Source organism: Enterobacter sp. RIT637 (genome assembly GCF_019718755.1).
In the GTDB taxonomy this organism is placed as follows: Bacteria; Pseudomonadota; Gammaproteobacteria; order Enterobacterales; family Enterobacteriaceae; genus Enterobacter.
This window is the reverse complement of the sequence record NZ_JAIHAZ010000006.1, coordinates 74,862-90,955: the sequence shown is the minus strand read 5'-3', so window position 1 is coordinate 90,955 and position 16,094 is coordinate 74,862. Positions and strand designations below refer to the sequence as shown.

14 protein-coding genes and 2 tRNA genes are annotated in these 16,094 nt (G+C 56.3%); 7 read left to right on the top strand and 9 right to left on the bottom strand.

What is annotated here, in order from left to right; all coding sequences use genetic code 11:
• Positions 1-49: 49 nt before the first annotated feature.
• From K5E19_RS11580 to K5E19_RS11550, 7 genes are all read left to right on the top strand, one after another.
• Positions 50-126, top strand: a tRNA-Arg gene (locus K5E19_RS11580).
• Positions 127-155: 29 nt separating this feature from the next.
• Positions 156-232 (top strand) — tRNA-Arg (locus K5E19_RS11575).
• Positions 233-482: 250 nt separating this feature from the next.
• Positions 483-1,049 carry a fructose-1-phosphate/6-phosphogluconate phosphatase gene (gene yqaB / locus K5E19_RS11570; RefSeq protein ID WP_221551326.1) on the top strand — a complete coding sequence of 189 codons (567 nt, stop codon included), beginning with the start codon at positions 483-485 and terminating at the stop codon, positions 1,047-1,049.
• Complete coding sequence (locus K5E19_RS11565; RefSeq protein ID WP_221551325.1) at positions 1,046-1,474, top strand: YqaA family protein; 429 nt, start codon at positions 1,046-1,048, stop codon at positions 1,472-1,474. The genes yqaB and K5E19_RS11565 overlap by 4 nt, the downstream gene beginning before the upstream one ends.
• An 83-nt stretch (positions 1,475-1,557) precedes the next feature.
• Positions 1,558-3,102 carry a glutamate--cysteine ligase gene (gene gshA, locus K5E19_RS11560; RefSeq protein ID WP_221551323.1) on the top strand — a complete coding sequence of 515 codons (1,545 nt, stop codon included), beginning with the start codon at positions 1,558-1,560 and terminating at the stop codon, positions 3,100-3,102.
• A gap of 154 nt (positions 3,103-3,256) precedes the next feature.
• Positions 3,257-3,772, top strand: a complete 516-nt coding sequence (luxS, locus tag K5E19_RS11555; protein ID WP_047646219.1) for an S-ribosylhomocysteine lyase — start codon at positions 3,257-3,259, stop codon at positions 3,770-3,772.
• Between the two features lie 54 nt (positions 3,773-3,826).
• A complete protein-coding gene (locus K5E19_RS11550) occupies positions 3,827-4,591 on the top strand; it encodes a helix-turn-helix domain-containing protein (RefSeq protein WP_221551321.1) in 765 nt (254 codons plus the stop codon).
• Here K5E19_RS11550 and leuA read toward each other — a convergent pair.
• The 9 genes from leuA to nrdF form a co-directional block, all read right to left on the bottom strand.
• Entirely contained in the window at positions 4,578-6,233 is a 1,656-nt protein-coding gene (gene leuA, locus K5E19_RS11545) for a 2-isopropylmalate synthase (RefSeq protein WP_221551319.1), read from the bottom strand. The two genes, K5E19_RS11550 and leuA, sit on opposite strands and share 14 nt — an antisense overlap.
• Positions 6,234-6,415: 182 nt before the next feature.
• Complete coding sequence (emrB, locus tag K5E19_RS11540; protein ID WP_221551317.1) at positions 6,416-7,963, bottom strand: multidrug efflux MFS transporter permease subunit EmrB; 1,548 nt, start codon at positions 7,961-7,963, stop codon at positions 6,416-6,418.
• A 16-nt stretch (positions 7,964-7,979) separates the two neighbouring features.
• The gene (gene emrA / locus K5E19_RS11535; RefSeq protein WP_221551315.1) at positions 7,980-9,152 is read right to left on the bottom strand and encodes a multidrug efflux MFS transporter periplasmic adaptor subunit EmrA; all 1,173 of its coding nucleotides are present in this window, start codon (positions 9,150-9,152) and stop codon (positions 7,980-7,982) included.
• 128 nt (positions 9,153-9,280) lie between these two features.
• Complete coding sequence (gene mprA, locus K5E19_RS11530; protein WP_089601288.1) at positions 9,281-9,811, bottom strand: transcriptional repressor MprA; 531 nt, start codon at positions 9,809-9,811, stop codon at positions 9,281-9,283.
• Positions 9,812-10,125: 314 nt separating this feature from the next.
• Positions 10,126-11,310, bottom strand: a complete 1,185-nt coding sequence (locus K5E19_RS11525) for an MFS transporter (RefSeq protein WP_089601290.1) — start codon at positions 11,308-11,310, stop codon at positions 10,126-10,128.
• A 214-nt stretch (positions 11,311-11,524) separates the two neighbouring features.
• A complete protein-coding gene (gene proX / locus K5E19_RS11520) occupies positions 11,525-12,520 on the bottom strand; it encodes a glycine betaine/L-proline ABC transporter substrate-binding protein ProX (protein WP_221551313.1) in 996 nt (331 codons plus the stop codon).
• A gap of 9 nt (positions 12,521-12,529) precedes the next feature.
• A complete protein-coding gene (gene proW, locus K5E19_RS11515) occupies positions 12,530-13,600 on the bottom strand; it encodes a glycine betaine/L-proline ABC transporter permease ProW (RefSeq protein WP_221551311.1) in 1,071 nt (356 codons plus the stop codon).
• Complete coding sequence (gene proV / locus K5E19_RS11510) at positions 13,584-14,795, bottom strand: glycine betaine/L-proline ABC transporter ATP-binding protein ProV (protein ID WP_221551309.1); 1,212 nt, start codon at positions 14,793-14,795, stop codon at positions 13,584-13,586. Before proV ends, proW begins: the two co-directional genes overlap by 17 nt.
• 333 nt (positions 14,796-15,128) lie before the next feature.
• Positions 15,129-16,088: a class 1b ribonucleoside-diphosphate reductase subunit beta gene (gene nrdF, locus K5E19_RS11505; RefSeq protein WP_221551308.1), complete on the bottom strand. Its 960-nt coding sequence runs from the start codon at positions 16,086-16,088 to the stop codon at positions 15,129-15,131.
• Positions 16,089-16,094: the final 6 nt, after the last annotated feature.

Genomic DNA, 16,094 nt, shown 5'->3' with positions numbered 1-16,094 from the left:
CGAATCCTCCCGGATGCACCATTTACTATTTCTGAAGCAGTTCCCTGATGCATCCGTAGCTCAGCTGGATAGAGTACTCGGCTACGAACCGAGCGGTCGGAGGTTCGAATCCTCCCGGATGCACCATTTATTATTTCTGAAAGCAGTTCCCTGATGCATCCGTAGCTCAGCTGGATAGAGTACTCGGCTACGAACCGAGCGGTCGGAGGTTCGAATCCTCCCGGATGCACCATATTCTCCTTGATAACAGCGATGCTGTTGTTTTAAGGTCTGCGAGTTAATCGCAAGCACCAGGGAGGATAACGTTGCTTTAGCAACGGCCCGCAGGGCGAGGCGTAAGCCGAGTAATCCTCCCGGATGCACCATCTTCTCCTTCTTTGTTTATTCCTTCGACGTTCCGTCAGCAATCACACTCTCAATCAGCGACAAAAACCACCATTTACGATAAAGTAATGCTTTGTTAATCGGTTAGCGAGAGCACGATGTACGCACAGTATGACGGTTTGATCTTCGATATGGATGGCACCATCCTGGATACCGAACCCACGCACCGTAAAGCCTGGACTGACGTCCTGAGCCGTTACGGTATGCGTTTCGACCTTCAGGCGATGATTGCCCTCAACGGCTCGCCAACCTGGCGTATTGCTCAGGCCGTGATTGAACTCAATCAGGCCGATCTCGACCCGCACCTTCTCGCGCGTGAAAAAACCGATGCGGTAAAAGCGATGCTTTTAGACACCGTTCGCCCTTTGCCACTCATTGATGTGGTAAAAGAGTGGCATGGACGCCGTCCAATGTCGGTGGGGACGGGCAGTGAAAGCGCGATTGCAGAAGCATTGCTCAACCATCTTGGCCTGCGCCACTATTTTTCGGCCGTGGTTGCTGCCGATCACGTTAAACATCACAAACCCGCACCGGACACTTTCCTGCTTTGTGCAGAACTCATGGGCGTACCTGCGGCAAAATGCGTTGTGTTTGAAGATGCCGATTTTGGTATTCAGGCCGCGCATGATGCCGGAATGGCTGCGGTGGACGTTCGCTTACTGTGAGTGACGCGCTGTCACTTGCCTCATTATTCGCCAGCAGTTTTTTAAGCGCCACGCTCTTACCGGGAAATTCGGAAGTGGTGCTGGTGGCGATGCTGTTGTCCGGCGTGAGTCAGCCCTGGTTTCTAGTGTTAATAGCAACAATGGGTAATAGCCTTGGAGGGCTGACTAACGTTATTCTTGGGCGTTTCTTTCCGCTCCGCGAAAAATCGCGCTGGCAGGAAAAGGCAGTCGGCTGGCTAAAACGCTATGGCGCTGCCACGCTGTTATTAAGCTGGATGCCTGTAATAGGTGATTTACTGTGTCTGCTGGCGGGATGGATGCGCATCTCCTGGGGACCAGTGCTCTTTTTTTTGTGCCTTGGCAAGGCGTTGCGCTATGTGCTCGTGGCATGGGCAACGCTGCAGGGTATGACGTGGTGGCACTAATTGGTGGAATGAATACGCGACCTTCAATCGTCAACCATTACAATTATGCTGAGTAACATTACTTTGACAGGCGGGAGGTCAATTTGATCCCGGACGTATCTCAGGCGCTGGCCTGGCTGGAAAACCACCCTCAGGCATTGAAGGGTATTCAGCGTGGTCTTGAGCGTGAAACGCTGCGCGTTAACGCGGACGGTAGCTTAGCGACGACGGGTCACCCGAAGGCGTTAGGCTCGGCGCTGACACATAAATGGATCACAACCGATTTTGCTGAGGCGCTGCTGGAATTCATCACGCCGGTGGAAGGCGATGTCGATCATATGCTTTCCATTTTGCGTGATATTCATCGCTTTACTGCCCGTAACATGGGCGATGAGCGCATGTGGCCGCTCAGCATGCCGTGCTATATCGAGCAGGGGCAGGAGATTGAGCTGGCACAATACGGCACGTCCAATATCGGTCAACTGAAGACGCTCTATCGCGAAGGGCTGAAAAACCGCTACGGCGCGTTGATGCAGACAATTTCAGGCGTGCATTACAACTTCTCACTGCCAATGGCGTTCTGGCAGGCGAAATGCGGTGAAACGGATAAAGACGCGATCTCAGCGGGCTACTTCCGCCTGATCCGCAACTATTACCGTTTCGGCTGGGTGATCCCGTATCTGTTTGGCGCCTCTCCGGCGATCTGTTCTTCCTTCCTGCAGGGGAAACCGACCACGCTGCCGTTTGAGAAGACCGAGTGCGGAATGTATTACCTGCCGTACGCGACCTCTCTGCGCCTGAGCGACCTTGGCTATACCAATAAATCGCAAAGCAATCTCGGTATTACGTTTAACGATTTGCACGAGTATGTGGCAGGATTGAAGCGGGCGATCAAAACCCCGTCGGAAGAGTACGAGAAAATCGGCCTCGAAAAAGACGGTAAGCGTCTGCAAATCAACAGCAATGTGCTGCAGATTGAAAACGAACTGTATGCGCCGATTCGTCCGAAACGTGTTACCCGCAGCGGTGAAACGCCGTCGGACGCGCTGCAGCGCGGCGGCATTGAATACATTGAAGTGCGCTCGCTGGATATCAACCCGTTCTCGCCGATTGGCGTAGACGAGCAGCAGGTTCGCTTCCTCGATCTGTTTATGGTCTGGTGCGTGCTGGCGGATGCACCGGAAATGAGTTCAGACGAACTGCTCTGTACCCGTACCAACTGGAATCGCGTGATTCTGGAAGGGCGCAAGCCGGGCCTGACGTTAGGCATCGGCTGTGAAACGGCACAGTTCCCGCTCGCTAAGGTGGGTAAAGATCTGTTCCACGACCTGAAGCGCGTGGCCCAGACGATGGACAGCGTATACGGTGGTGAAGCGTATCAGGCCGTTTGCGACCAGCTGGTTGAAAGCTTTGATAATCCTGAACTGACGTTCTCAGCACGCATTCTGCGTTCTATGATTGATCAGGGCATTGGCGGCACGGGGCGTTCACTCTCAGCAGAGTACCGTGAGATGCTGATGCAGGAGCCGTTAGAAGTGCTGAGCGAAGCGGATTTTGTGGCGGAACGCGATGCGTCCGTTGTGCGTCAGAAAGAGGTCGAGGCGGCGGATACCGAGTCGTTTGAGGCGTTTCTGGCGAAGCAGGCTTGAGCTGAAAAAGAAAAAGGCCACATCGCTGTGGCCAAAATATACATCTCTGAATTCAGGGATGATGATAACAAATGCGCGTCTTTCATATACTCAGACGCGCATTCTGTAGAAGAGTTCAGTTTATTTTAAAAAAAATCACTATCGGAGGTGACGTATGCCGTTATTAGATAGCTTTACTGTCGACCATACCCGTATGGAAGCACCTGCAGTCCGCGTGGCGAAGACCATGCACACCCCGCACGGCGACACGATCACCGTTTTCGATCTGCGTTTCTGCGTGCCAAACAAAGAAGTGATGCCAGAGAAAGGCATTCACACCCTGGAACATCTGTTCGCCGGTTTCATGCGTGACCACCTGAACGGCAACGGCGTTGAGATCATCGATATCTCTCCGATGGGCTGCCGTACCGGTTTCTACATGAGCCTGATTGGTGTGCCTGACGAGAAACGCGTCGCAGATGCATGGAAAGCGGCGATGGAAGACGTGCTGAAGGTGAAAGAGCAGAACCAGATCCCTGAGCTGAACGTTTACCAATGCGGTACTTACCAGATGCACTCTCTGGAAGAAGCGCAGGAAATCGCGCGTCACATCATCGAGCGTGATGTTCGCGTGAACAGCAACGAAGAGCTGGCCCTGCCAAAAGAAAAACTGCAGGAACTGCACATCTAGTGCACCTTTTCCCTCTCCCGCAGGGAGAGGGTAGGGTGAGGGTTGTTTAACCCCATGACCACAACCGCAACCTTCTCCTTTACCCATCGCCCCCTCGTTCCGTTCTCCCATGATTACGTTCATGGTGACAGCGAGCCGTGGCACCAGCACGACTGCGCTCAGCTGTTGCACAGCCTGACCGGCGTGGTGCGGGTCGATACCGCATCCGGCTGCTGGGTGGTACCGCCAGGCCGCGGCGTCTGGCTCCCTGCCGGGACACAGCACTCGCTTCGAATCACCGGCAATGTCGCAGCCCGCACGCTGTTTATCGATCCGCTGGCGCGCGCCGATCTCCCGGCAACCTGTCAGATCGTGCAGATCTCACCATTGCTACGCGAGCTGATCCTCGTCTCCCTTTCGCTCCCTGAATCGTACTCGCCCGGCAGCCGCGATGAACGAGTCTATGAACTGATCCTCGATGAAATCCGCATGATGCCGGTATTACCGTTTCATCTGCCGGAGCCAGAAAGTGAGGCATTACGTCATCTGTGTCGGCAAATCCGGCAAAACGCGGGGGAAAGCTGGAGCAGCGCGCAGGCCGCGAGCATGGTAGGGATGAGCGAGCGCACGCTGAACCGCCATTTTCAGCAGCAGACGGGATTAAGCTACGGCGAGTGGTTGAGAAGGGCACGACTGCTGGAAGCCTTAGTGCGGCTGGCGCAGGGCCAGCCAGTGCTGCGCGTGGCGCTGGATCTGGGTTACGGCAGCCACAGCGCCTTTACGGCGATGTTTCGCCGGGTGATGGGAACTTCACCCAGCGATTACTTTAAGAACGACTGACGGCGTTAAAGAGCGCCTGAAGCGACGCGCGCGCCACGTCGCTGTCAATGCTCACGCCCCAGCGGCTGCTGCCGTCCTGGAACAGGCAGCGGATGTAGGCCACCGAGCGGCTGTCGCTGCGTTCGCCTAACGTATGCTCGTGGTAATCCTTAATCACGAACGGGGCGTTGACCCAGCGGCTTAAGCCCTGAGCGGCGGCGGAGAGCAGACCGTTACCCTGGCCTTCCAGCTGGCGCGTTCCTCCCTGCGTATAGATGCTTGCCGTCAAACGCAGCTGGCCATCCTGCTGGCTGTCGCTGCGGTAGGATTGCAGCGCAAACTGCGGGGTGGCTACCAGGCCGTAGCGGGTGCGGAACAGTTGCCACAGCGCGTTTTGCGTCATCTCTTTTCCGTGGCGATCCGTTTCCTGCTGCACGTGCTGGCTGAAATCCTGCTGCAGGGCGCGGGGTAATTTCAGACCATGGTTCTGTTCGATGAGCCACGCGCTGCCGCTTTTGCCCGACTGGCTGTTCACGCGGATCACCGCTTCATAGGTACAGCCGATATCCTGCGGATCGACGGGCAGATAGGGCATCTCCCAGCGCTCGCCGGGCTGACGGGCATCAAAGCCTTTTTTTATCGCGTCCTGGTGCGAGCCGGAGAAGGCGGTATAGGCCAGCCGTCCCGCCCAAGGATGGCGCGGATGCACCGGCAGCTGGTTGCAGGCTTCCACCACTTCCACTACGCGGTTCATATCGCTAAAGTCCAGATTCGGGCTAACGCCCTGGCTGTAGAGATTCATTGCCAGCGTCACCAGGCAGACGTTGCCCGTGCGCTCCCCGTTGCCAAACAGACAGCCCTCCACGCGGTCTGCGCCCGCCATCACGGCCAGCTCGGCGCTGGCGACGCCGGTACCGCGGTCGTTATGCGGATGCACGCTGATGCAGACGTCGCGGCGGCGGCTGAAGTGGCGGCAGAAATACTCGATCTGATCGGCATAGACGTTCGGCGTGCTCACTTCGACGGTGGCCGGTAAGTTGATCACCATCGGCCGTTCGTCGCACGGCTGCCAGATCTCTGCCACGGCTTCACAAATCTCCAGCGCAAATTCCGGTTCGGTAAAGCAGAAGGTTTCCGGGGAATACTCATACTGCCAGCGGGTGTCCGGGTTCTCTTCACACAGCTGACGAATAAGCCGCGTGGCGCGCGTCGCCAGCTCGACGACTTGCGCTTTCTCCATGCCGAATACCAGGCGGCGGAACAGCGGGGCGGTGGCGTTATAGAGATGGACGGTGGCCTGTTTCGCGCCGCGCAGGGATTCAAAAGTGCGACGGATGAGATCTTCCCGCGCCTGGGTTAACACCTGAATCGTGACGTCGTCCGGAATGCGGTTCTCTTCAATCAGCTGACGCACAAAGTTGAAGTCGGTCTGGGAGGCAGAAGGGAAGGCCACTTCAATCTCTTTGAATCCGCAGCCCAGAAGCAGGTTCCAGAACTGCAGCTTGCGTGCGCTGTCCATCGGCTCGGCAAGCGCCTGGTTGCCGTCGCGCAGGTCGGTTGAGAGCCAGCGCGGCGCGCGGGTGATGCGCTGCTCCGGCCAGCGGCGGTCGGGCAGGGAAACGGTCGGATAAGGCTGGTATTTGTCGGCGGGTGTGTTCAGCATGATGCGCTCCTGTTGTCTTTTCACTATCGTGAATCGATTTCAGGCGCGCTGCTTTATCGGAACTGACAATCGCTGTCGCGTTCTGGACACGGTGCGGTTTTTTGCCGGATGGCGGCTACGCCTTATCCGGCCTACGTTCGTAGGCCCGGTAAGCGCAGCGCCACCGGGCAACTGTCACAGGACTAGTGCGCACCGCCGCCGCCGCTACCGGCACCAAACGGCGGTTTGGCAAACCACACCAGCCCCAGCAGGACGATAAAGATCCCTGCCGATATCCAGAAAATCTCGTTGGCCGAGATAATCAGCCCCTGGTTGGTGATCTGCTGGGCAATCCACCCTGACGCCTGCTGCTCCGTCATACCCATTCCCTGAAGCTGATTGTACATCTGCTGAGAATTTGGGTTGAACGGGTTCACCGCTTCGGTCAACTGCGCATGGTGCAATGATTCCCGGTTGGTCCAAAGCGTGGTAGTGATGGACGTCCCAATCGAGCCTGCCAGCGTTCGGGTAAAGTTCGACAGGCTCGACGCCGCCGCCATGCGCTCAGGCGGCAAGCCGGAAAGCGTAATGGTGGTCAATGGCATAAAGAAGCACGCCACGGCAAAGCCCTGAATAAACTGCGGCCACGCGGAGGCGCCAAAATCCATCCCCGGTTCGAACGTATACGCGCGCCAGTAGAAGCACACGGCGTACATGATAAAGCTGAACGTGACCAGCCTTCGCATGTCGAGCTTATGGGCGAAACGACCAATAATCGGCGACAGCAGAACCGGTATTAACCCCACAGGCGCAGAGGCCAGCCCCGCCCAGGTTGCGGTATAGCCGTACACTTCCTGCAACAGCTGCGGCAGCAGAACGATCGCGCCGAAGTAGAGCATATAGGCAAGGCTGATACACAGGCAGCCGATGGTGAAGTTTCGCGATTTAAACAGCGAGAGATCGACTATCGGGTTATCGTCCGTCAGTTCCCACACAATCAGGAAGCTGATGGCGACCACGGCAACGACCGTGAGGACGATGATTTCCGACGAGGCAAACCAGTCCAGCTCCTTACCCCGGTCGAGCATGATCTGCAGGCTACCGATGCCGACAACCAGCAGCGCCAGCCCCACGCCATCAATTCGCCGCTGCTCGGTACGCGTTTCGCGACCGCGCAGAGACTGCAGGGTCATCAGCACGACCAGCGCACCAATAGGTACGTTGATAAAGAAGATCCAGCCCCAGTGGTAGTTATCGCTGATGTAGCCACCGAGAATCGGGCCGCAAATCGGCGCGACAATCACGGTCATTGACCACAGCGCCAGCGCAATGGAGCGTTTGGCGGGCGGGTAGTTGTTCAGCAGTAAACTCTGCGACAGCGGGATCAGCGGCCCGGCCACAATCCCCTGAATGACGCGGAAGAAAATCAGCATCGTCAGGCTGTTAGACATGCCGCACGCCCAGGAGGCGAGAACGAACAATACCGTTGACCACAGGAACAGCTTCACTTCACCGACGCGCTTTGCCAGCCAGCCGGTAATCGGAATGGAGATGGCGTTTGCCACCCCAAACGAGGTAATGACCCATGTCCCCTGGCTCAGCGACGAGCCAAGGTTCCCGGCGATGGTCGGGATCGCCACGTTTGCGATGGTGGAGTCCAGCACCTGCATGAATGTCGCCAGCGAGAGCGCAATGGTCATAATGACCAGTTGCGCGCCTTCCAGCGGTTTTTGCGGCTTTTGCTGTTGCATAACGCTCACCTTCGGATTAACCGGCGTTTGCCTTCACGATGTCATCGATCAGCTTGTTGACCGGATCGAGGCTAATTTCACGGGCGTTACTTTCATAAGCCGGGCTGCTGCGCACCTGGCTTGCGAGGATCTGACCGTCGCGGTTGGCGGTATCGACCGTCACCAGCGTGGAAAGGCCGATACGCAGCGGGTGATCCGCCAGCTGTTTGGCATCCAGCTCGATACGCACCGGCAGACGCTGAACCACTTTGATCCAGTTACCGGTGGCGTTCTGCGCGGGCAGCAGGGAGAAGGCGCTGCCGGTCCCCATGTCCAGACCGACCACTTTACCGGTGTACTTCACGTCATCGCCGTAGATGTCGCTGATAACGGTCGCGGTCTGGCCGATACGCATATGCGCAAGCTGCGTCTCTTTGAAGTTCGCATCCACCCACAGATTGTTCGCAGGAACTACCGCCATCAGCGGCGTCGTGGTGCCAATCTGCGCACCTGGCTGCACGGAACGACGGGAGACGTAGCCGGTCATCGGGCTGACGATTTTGGTACGCTGCAGGGCAAGCCATGCGTTACGCACTTCGGTCGCCGCCTGCTTAACGGCTGGCTGGTTTTCCAGACTGGTGCCCAGCACCATCGCCTGGTTTGCGTTGTACTGTTGGATCGCCACGTCCAGCTGGGCCTGCGCGCTGGCAACGGCGTCGCGGGCGTGCTGCAGCTCTTCACGGCCAATAAGGTTGGCGGTGCCGAGAGGAACACGACGATTGAGGTCGCTCTGCGCCTGCGCCAGTGCGGTTTTCTGCACGTCGATGCTGGCCTGAAGCTGTTTGCTGTTGATCATCAGCTGTCGGGTTTGACGGACGCTGGAGGCCAGCGCGGTCTGTGCTTTTTCGAATGCCTGTTGGGCATCGGTCGGATCGAGCGTGACCAGCACATCCCCTTTTTGCACAAAGTCGGTATTGTCAGCCCAGACTTTCGTCACGCTGCCCGACACCTGCGCCATAATTTGAACCTGGTTCCCTGCCACGTATGCATCGTCAGTCTCTTCGGCATGACGCAATACTAAAAACCAATAGATCCCATATGCCACGGCAATAATAATAAAGAGCAAGGTCAACAGAAGAAGGGCGCTCTTACGTTTGCCTTTCTTGTTGGCCGGTTGCTGCGGGTTGGTGTTCTCCGCATTTGCGCTCATTGTTGTTCTCCACGATCTTCTTATTTTCACATCGGCTGAGCCGACCTGTTGTCAGAAAGGCCAGCAGTGTGACGTGCTGGCCTGTCAGTTTTCTTTTTTAAATCTGGATATTCGAGCGTGTCGTCGCGTTAGCGCAGCGCCTCAAGAATGGCGCCGTCTTCATCCATCTGGTCCAGACGGGTGAGCAGCTTGCGAGTGATGTGCTCAAGCTGGTCGCGCTCGGCGGTGCTGAGGACAGACCAGAGTTTATGCAGGCAATTGTGCTGAGGTGGCAGCACCTCACGCAGGAATTCGTGACCTTTATCGGTCAGTTGCAGATGCAGACAGCGGCGGTCGTTGTCGCTTTCACGGCGCTCAATCCAGCCGCGTTTTTCCAGCTCATCAGCGATACGGGTCGCATTGGTGCGGGATGAACCCAGCGCGCAGCTCAGCTCAGACGGCTGAATGCTGTGGTTTTCCTGAGACTGCAGCGTAATTAACGCCATAAACAACGTCTCGTTAATCCCTTGAGCTTTCAGCATTTTATTACGATTTTCCAGCAGCTTACCCTGCATGTGCATGCACAGGCGAGTCAGCAGGATTTCCTGATAGGGGAAGTCCTCATGACGACTGGCGCGGAATTTAAGCATTTGTTCAATGGGCGTAAACGAACTATCCATTTTGGGCATGACCTCATTAATTACAGCCGATATAGTAACGATAGTGACAAATAATGTAAATGAATTATTTGTGCGGTTATATCCGCAAAACGTATGCCACCATCAGAAAGCGCCGGGTAAGTCCGTGACCCGGTGAGCACAGAAAGCGTAGGGTATGAACCCGTTGAAGAGGGGATGTGAGGATGGGGGTCTGAGCTATTCATGCGTATACTAAATATGTCACCCACATTAAAATTTCTGGAATAAATAATTGCGTTAACATTAACAGATGCAGGCCCCCTTTACACCCCAGGAGGCCTAAAGCAGTGTAAATCTTAGTGAATTGCCTCCTGGCGGTGATAGCCACGCCACCAGACCAGCAGATTCAGCACCGCCATGATGGCGCCGATGGCGCACACGCCTGTCCAGCCAGCATGCTGCCATGCGGAAGCAGAAATCAACGAACCTGCAGCACCACCGATAAAGTAGCTGGTCATGTACCCGGCCGTGAGGCGGTTTCTCGCTTCTGGCTTCACGCGGTAAATGACGGTCTGGTTGGTGATATGCACGCCCTGAACGGTCAGGTCGAGCACCAGAATACCGACGATCAGCGCCAGCACGGAGACGTGACCATACCAGATAGCCGCCCAGGAGAGCAGAAGTAACACCAGCCCGGCGGTCGTGGTCATGTGCGATTTGCCTTTGTCAGCCAGCCCACCCGCCGGACGTGCGCCCAGCGCACCTGCCGCACCGGCCAGACCAAACAGACCAATTACCCCTTCGGAATAGTTAAACGGCGGTGCGGCCAGCAGAAAGGCCATCGACGTCCAGAGAATGCTGAAGTTAGCGAAGGTGAAGCATCCCAGCAGAGCGCGGGTGCGCAGCAGTTTATCCTGCGTGAACAGGCTGAACACGGAGGCCAGAAGCTGAGGGTAGTTAAGGTGGTTCTCTTGCTTCACTTTCGGCAGCCCACGCCACAGCGCCAGCGCCATCACTACCATCAACACGCTCGCCACCCAGTAAACGGTGCGCCAGCCGCCGAGGCTAGCCAGCAGCCCGGCGACGGTTCGCGCCAGTAAAATCCCCAGCAGCAGGCCGCTCATGATGGTGCCTACCACCTTGCCGCGCTTTTCCGGTGAAGCGAGCGTTGCCGCCAGCGGCACCAGAATTTGCGCCACTACGGAGAACAGCCCCGTCAGGGCGGTACCGATAATCATCATCGTCAGCGACTGGCTGCTGGCGGTGATTAACATGCCGCCTGCCGCCAGCAGGGTCATGGAGACGATCAGCATCCGGCGTTCAAACATATCGCCGAGCGGCACCAGGAACAGCAGCCCGGCGGCATAGCCAAGCTGGGCTGCGGTGACGATAAAGCCTGCGGAGCTGGCGGAGAGATTGAACGCGCGGGCGATGGTGTCGAGAAGTGGTTGCGCGTAATAGTTGCTGGCGACTGCCAGTCCCGTTGCCACGGACATTAAAAGGATGAGTGCGGGGCTAAGCCCTTGAGTTGTTTTTGTCATTAGTTTCAGGAATCGTTAGTTGAGTGATTATTTTTCCGGAAACCATAATAGCTAATGATTGTGAAAGTTGGGGGATTGTTATGTGTGTGTTTGTGCGGTTTAGAGGGATGGTGCGGATTGATCCCCTCACCCCAGCCCTCTCCCAAAGGGAGAGGGTGTATCTCGTCCCCTCTCCCTTTGGGAGAGGGTTAGGGTGAGGGGCAGGTCTGTATTTTTACTTCTGCGCTTCAAGCGCCTCTTTCACCCAGCCGTCAAACTGCTGCTGGTGGGCTTTGATCCAGCCGTCCACGTGGCCTTTCACATCCACTTCAGACGATTTGCCCGCATGCATCATCGCGTTCTGGGCATTGATGTCTGCCAGCGGCAGCTTCATCACCGAGAACAGCTTCGCCGCCGCCGGGTTTTTCTCGGCCCAGGCTTTGTTGGCTACGATATGCATGGTGTTCACCGGGAAGCCGTAGTTCATGCCGTTCGGCAGCCTGGTGTCGATATCTTTCTGCTCGCCCGGCAGGGAGGAGAAAGGCACCTGCAGCCACACCACGTCTTTACCCGGCTTCAGCACGTCGCTTACCCAGTACGGTGTCCAGGTATAGTAGATCACCGGTTTCCCCTCTTTGAAGCGGGCAATGGTGTCGGCCATCATCGCAGAATAGTTGCCGTGGCTCACGTCGACCGTTTTCGCCAGATCGAAGGCTTTGTTCTGGTGGTTAATCACCGCTTCACAGCCCCAGCCCGGCGAGCAGCCCATCATGTCGGCCTTGCCGTCACCGTTGGTGTCGAACAGTTTGGCGATCTTCGGATCTTTCAGCTGTTCAATGTTGGTGATGTGGTACTTATCGGCGGTTTTCTTGTCGATCAGATACCCCTGTGCTGCGCCCGTCACGAAGGTCCCTTCGCGGTAGAACTTCTTGTCGCCACCGGCGGCGGCATACATGTCGTCGTGCAGCGGCTGCCAGTTCACCGCGGTAAAGGTGGCATCGCCGGAGGCAATGGAGGTGTAGCCCACGTTGTAATCCACTTCGCTCGGCGTGTTGACCGTGTAGCCCAGCTTCTCCAGCGCGCGGCTGACGATCAGCGTCTGGAAGCTCTCTTCCGAAATGGTGCTCTGCACCGGCTGTACGGTAATGCCTTTGCCAGGCAGTTCAGCCGCAAACGTGCTGGTGGAGACAAGGGTGGCAAACGCTGTGGCAAAAAGTACGTTATGTCGCATCGTTGTTCCTTATTTTGATTTCGTGAAAGGGCGGGTGAGTAACCCGACAGGGCCGGTGGTATACCAGCGACGGTTGCCGCGACTGCGTGAATCACGACCGACAGCCTGAGTCAGACGGTCAAGAATAATGGCGAGGATCACAATGCCGACGCCGCCGACGGTGGCCAGCCCCATATCAAGACGGCCAATACCGCGCAGCACCATCTGGCCCAGACCGCCAACGGCGATCATCGAGGCAATGACGACCATCGACAGGGCCAGCATCAGCGTCTGGTTAACGCCCGCCATGATGGTCGGCATCGCCAGCGGGAGCTGAACTTTGAACAGCATCTGGCGCGGGCTGGCACCGAACGAGCGTGACGCTTCGATCAGATCCGCTGGCACCTGGTTGATCCCCAGAATGGTCAGACGAATGATCGGCGGCAGGGCGAAGATAATGGTCACCACCACGCCCGGTACGTTACCGATGCCGAACAGCATCACGATAGGCACCAGATAGACGAACGCCGGGGTGGTCTGCATCGCATCCAGCAGCGGACGAATAATCTTCGCGGCCCGCGGACTGCGCGCCAGCCAGATCCCCATCGGTAAGCCGATGACAACGCAGAAGAGCAGGGCGGTCAGCACCAGTGCCAGGGTGATCATCGCCTGCGACCACGCGCCAATCGCGCCTATGGCAATCAGTGAGACAAGCGTGGCGATCCCCATGCCCGCGCTACCGAACTGCCAGGCGATCAGGGAGAACAGGATAATCGCCACCGGTGCCGGCATGCCCAGCATCAGCTGCTGGAAGCCGTTCAGGATGTAATCCACCGGGACGCGGATCCCCTGGAAGACCGGACGGAAGTGAGTAACCACCCAGTCGATCCCCTCCGTAACCCAGCTGTCCAGCGGGATCAGCGTTTTGTGGAACGGATCCATAATATTGAAGTGTTCTGGCGCAGGCGCGGGTGCGCTGTTCAGCCAGTCTGCCGCGCCGCCGCCATCGGTCGGCGCTGGCGTGGAACCCCACGCGTCGGCAGATTGCGCAGCGCTGTCCGCTGCTTCAGTGGTGCCCCACGGGTTAGATTGATCGGTCATTGTTTGCCCCCTCGCGATCTAAAGCCTGCAGCAGCATCCGTTTTGAGATGATGCCGACGTACTGTTGTTCCTCACCGACGACCGGCACGGCGCATGGCGCCTGGCCCACGTGAGAGAGCAACTCGCTGAGCGGCGTTTCGGCGTCCACGGCAAGCGGAGCGTCGATTAACGCCGCATCGATCCCCTGGTTCTCAGTGAGAGCCGTTTTCAGGGAGTCGATGGAGACAATGCCGACAAATTTATTGCCGCGTTCAACCAGATAACCGTATTCACGGTCTTCGTCCTGCAGCAGCTTCAGCGCCGAGCGCGGGCCGAAGCCTGGCGTTTTACGGATAATGCCGTTCGGGGTTCGACGGGCAATATCTTTGGCGCTAAACACCTGGCTAATATCCACGCCGCGGAAGAAGGTGCGGACATAATCATTTGCCGGATTATTGAGAATTTCATCCGGCGTGCCGACCTGCACCACTTCACCGTTTTGCATAATGGCAATACGGTCGCCAATACGCATGGCTTCATCGAGATCGTGGGAAATAAAGACAATGGTACGTTGATGTTTAGCCTGTAATTTTACCAGCTCATCCTGCATCTCGGTGCGAATTAACGGATCGAGGGCGGAGAAGGCTTCATCCATTAATAATATGTCTGGATTAATGGCTAACGCACGGGCTAATCCTACGCGCTGACGCATACCGCCGGAAAGTTCATCCGGGTACGCATGCGCATAATTTTCCAGCCCGACCTGACGCAGTGCATCAAGGGCTTTTTCCTGACGTTCCTGAGCCGGTGTACCGGCTAATTCCATGCCGAAAGCGGTATTATCCAGCACTGTCATGTGCGGCATCAGCGCGAATGACTGGAACACCATTGCAATCTTCTTTCTGCGCACCTCGCGAAGCTCTGCGTCTGATATTCTGGCGATATCCACGCCGTCAATCAGCACCTGTCCGCGGGTGGGTTCAATCAGGCGATTGAGAAGGCGAACCATAGTGGATTTACCCGAACCGGATAACCCCATGATGACAAAAATCTCGCCTTCTTCAATGGCCAGACTGGCGTTTTTAACGCCAAGCGATAGCCCGGTTTTTTCCAGAATTTGCTCTTTCGAAAGGCCTTTCTCAATATATTTGAATGCGCGCTGAGGGTGCTCGCCAAATACTTTATAAAGATTTTTCACTTCTAATTTAATTGCCATGCAATAGAGAGTGTCCTGTTATTAGTTTATGTCGATATGATTACCATGGTAAATTGTTAACGGGCATAACCCTAACATACTGAGAATCTGAGACAACCCTGAGGTGAACTGAAGCCGGTATTTTGACGCAAGCGAAACGGCTGTATTTCCCATGAGTAAAGGGCTGAGGGCTTTTTTGATTTTTCTAAATTTTTTGCTGCCGCATCGGGAAATTTCGCCTGAATCGGTGTGATTCAGGCGAATATGAAGGGGAAATTACAGTGCAGTACCTGGAGAAATATTGGTAAGGAAATAATGTGATTTATATTTAATTAATGAACGTTAATTCAAACATTAAAAATCCCAGTCCTCATCTTGCGTCTCCACCGCTTTACCCATCACGTACGACGAGCCGGACCCGGAGAAGAAGTCGTGGTTTTCGTCGGCGTTAGGCGACAGCGCTGCCAGTATCGCCGGGTTCACCTCCGCCATCTCCGGCGGGAACAGCGCGTCGTAACCCAGGTTCATCAGCGCCTTGTTGGCGTTATAGCAAAGGAACGCCTTCACGTCGTCCTCCCATCCCGTTCCGGCGTACAGCTCTTCGGTATAGCTCAGCTCGTTGTCGTACAGATCCATCAGCAAATCGAGGGCAAAACCTTTGAGTTCTTCGCGTTTCTCCGGACTGACTTTCTCCAGCCCTTTCTGATACTTATAGCCGATATAATACCCGTGTACCGCCTCATCGCGAATGATGAGCCGAATCAAATCGGCGGTGTTGGTGAGCTTGCCCCGGCTCGACCAGTACATCGGTAGCCAGAAGCCGGAATAGAAGAGGAAGGATTCCAGGAACACGCTGGCGATCTTCTTCTTCAGCGGCTCGTCGGCGCGGTAATACTCCAGCACCAGCTCGGCCTTGCGTTGTAATGATTCACTCTCTTCGCTCCAGGTATAGGCCGCGTCCACGTCTTTGGTCTGGCACAGGGTGGAGAAAATCGAGCTGTAGGAGCGGGCATGCACCGCCTCCATAAAGCTGATGTTCGACATCACCGCCTCTTCATGCGGCGTCAGCGCGTCGCTCATCAGCGCTGGCGCACCGACGGTATTCTGAATGGTATCCAGCAGCGTCAGGCCGGTAAAGACGCGGATCGTCAGCTGCTGCTCGGCGTGGCTCAGCGTTTGCCAGGCCGGAATATCGTTCGAAAGCGGCACCTTTTCCGGCAGCCAGAAGTTGCTGGTCAGGCGGTTCCACACCTCCAGGTCTTTATCGTCCTGGATTTTGTTCCAGTTAACGGCACTCACGCGTGACAGTTTCATCTTTTC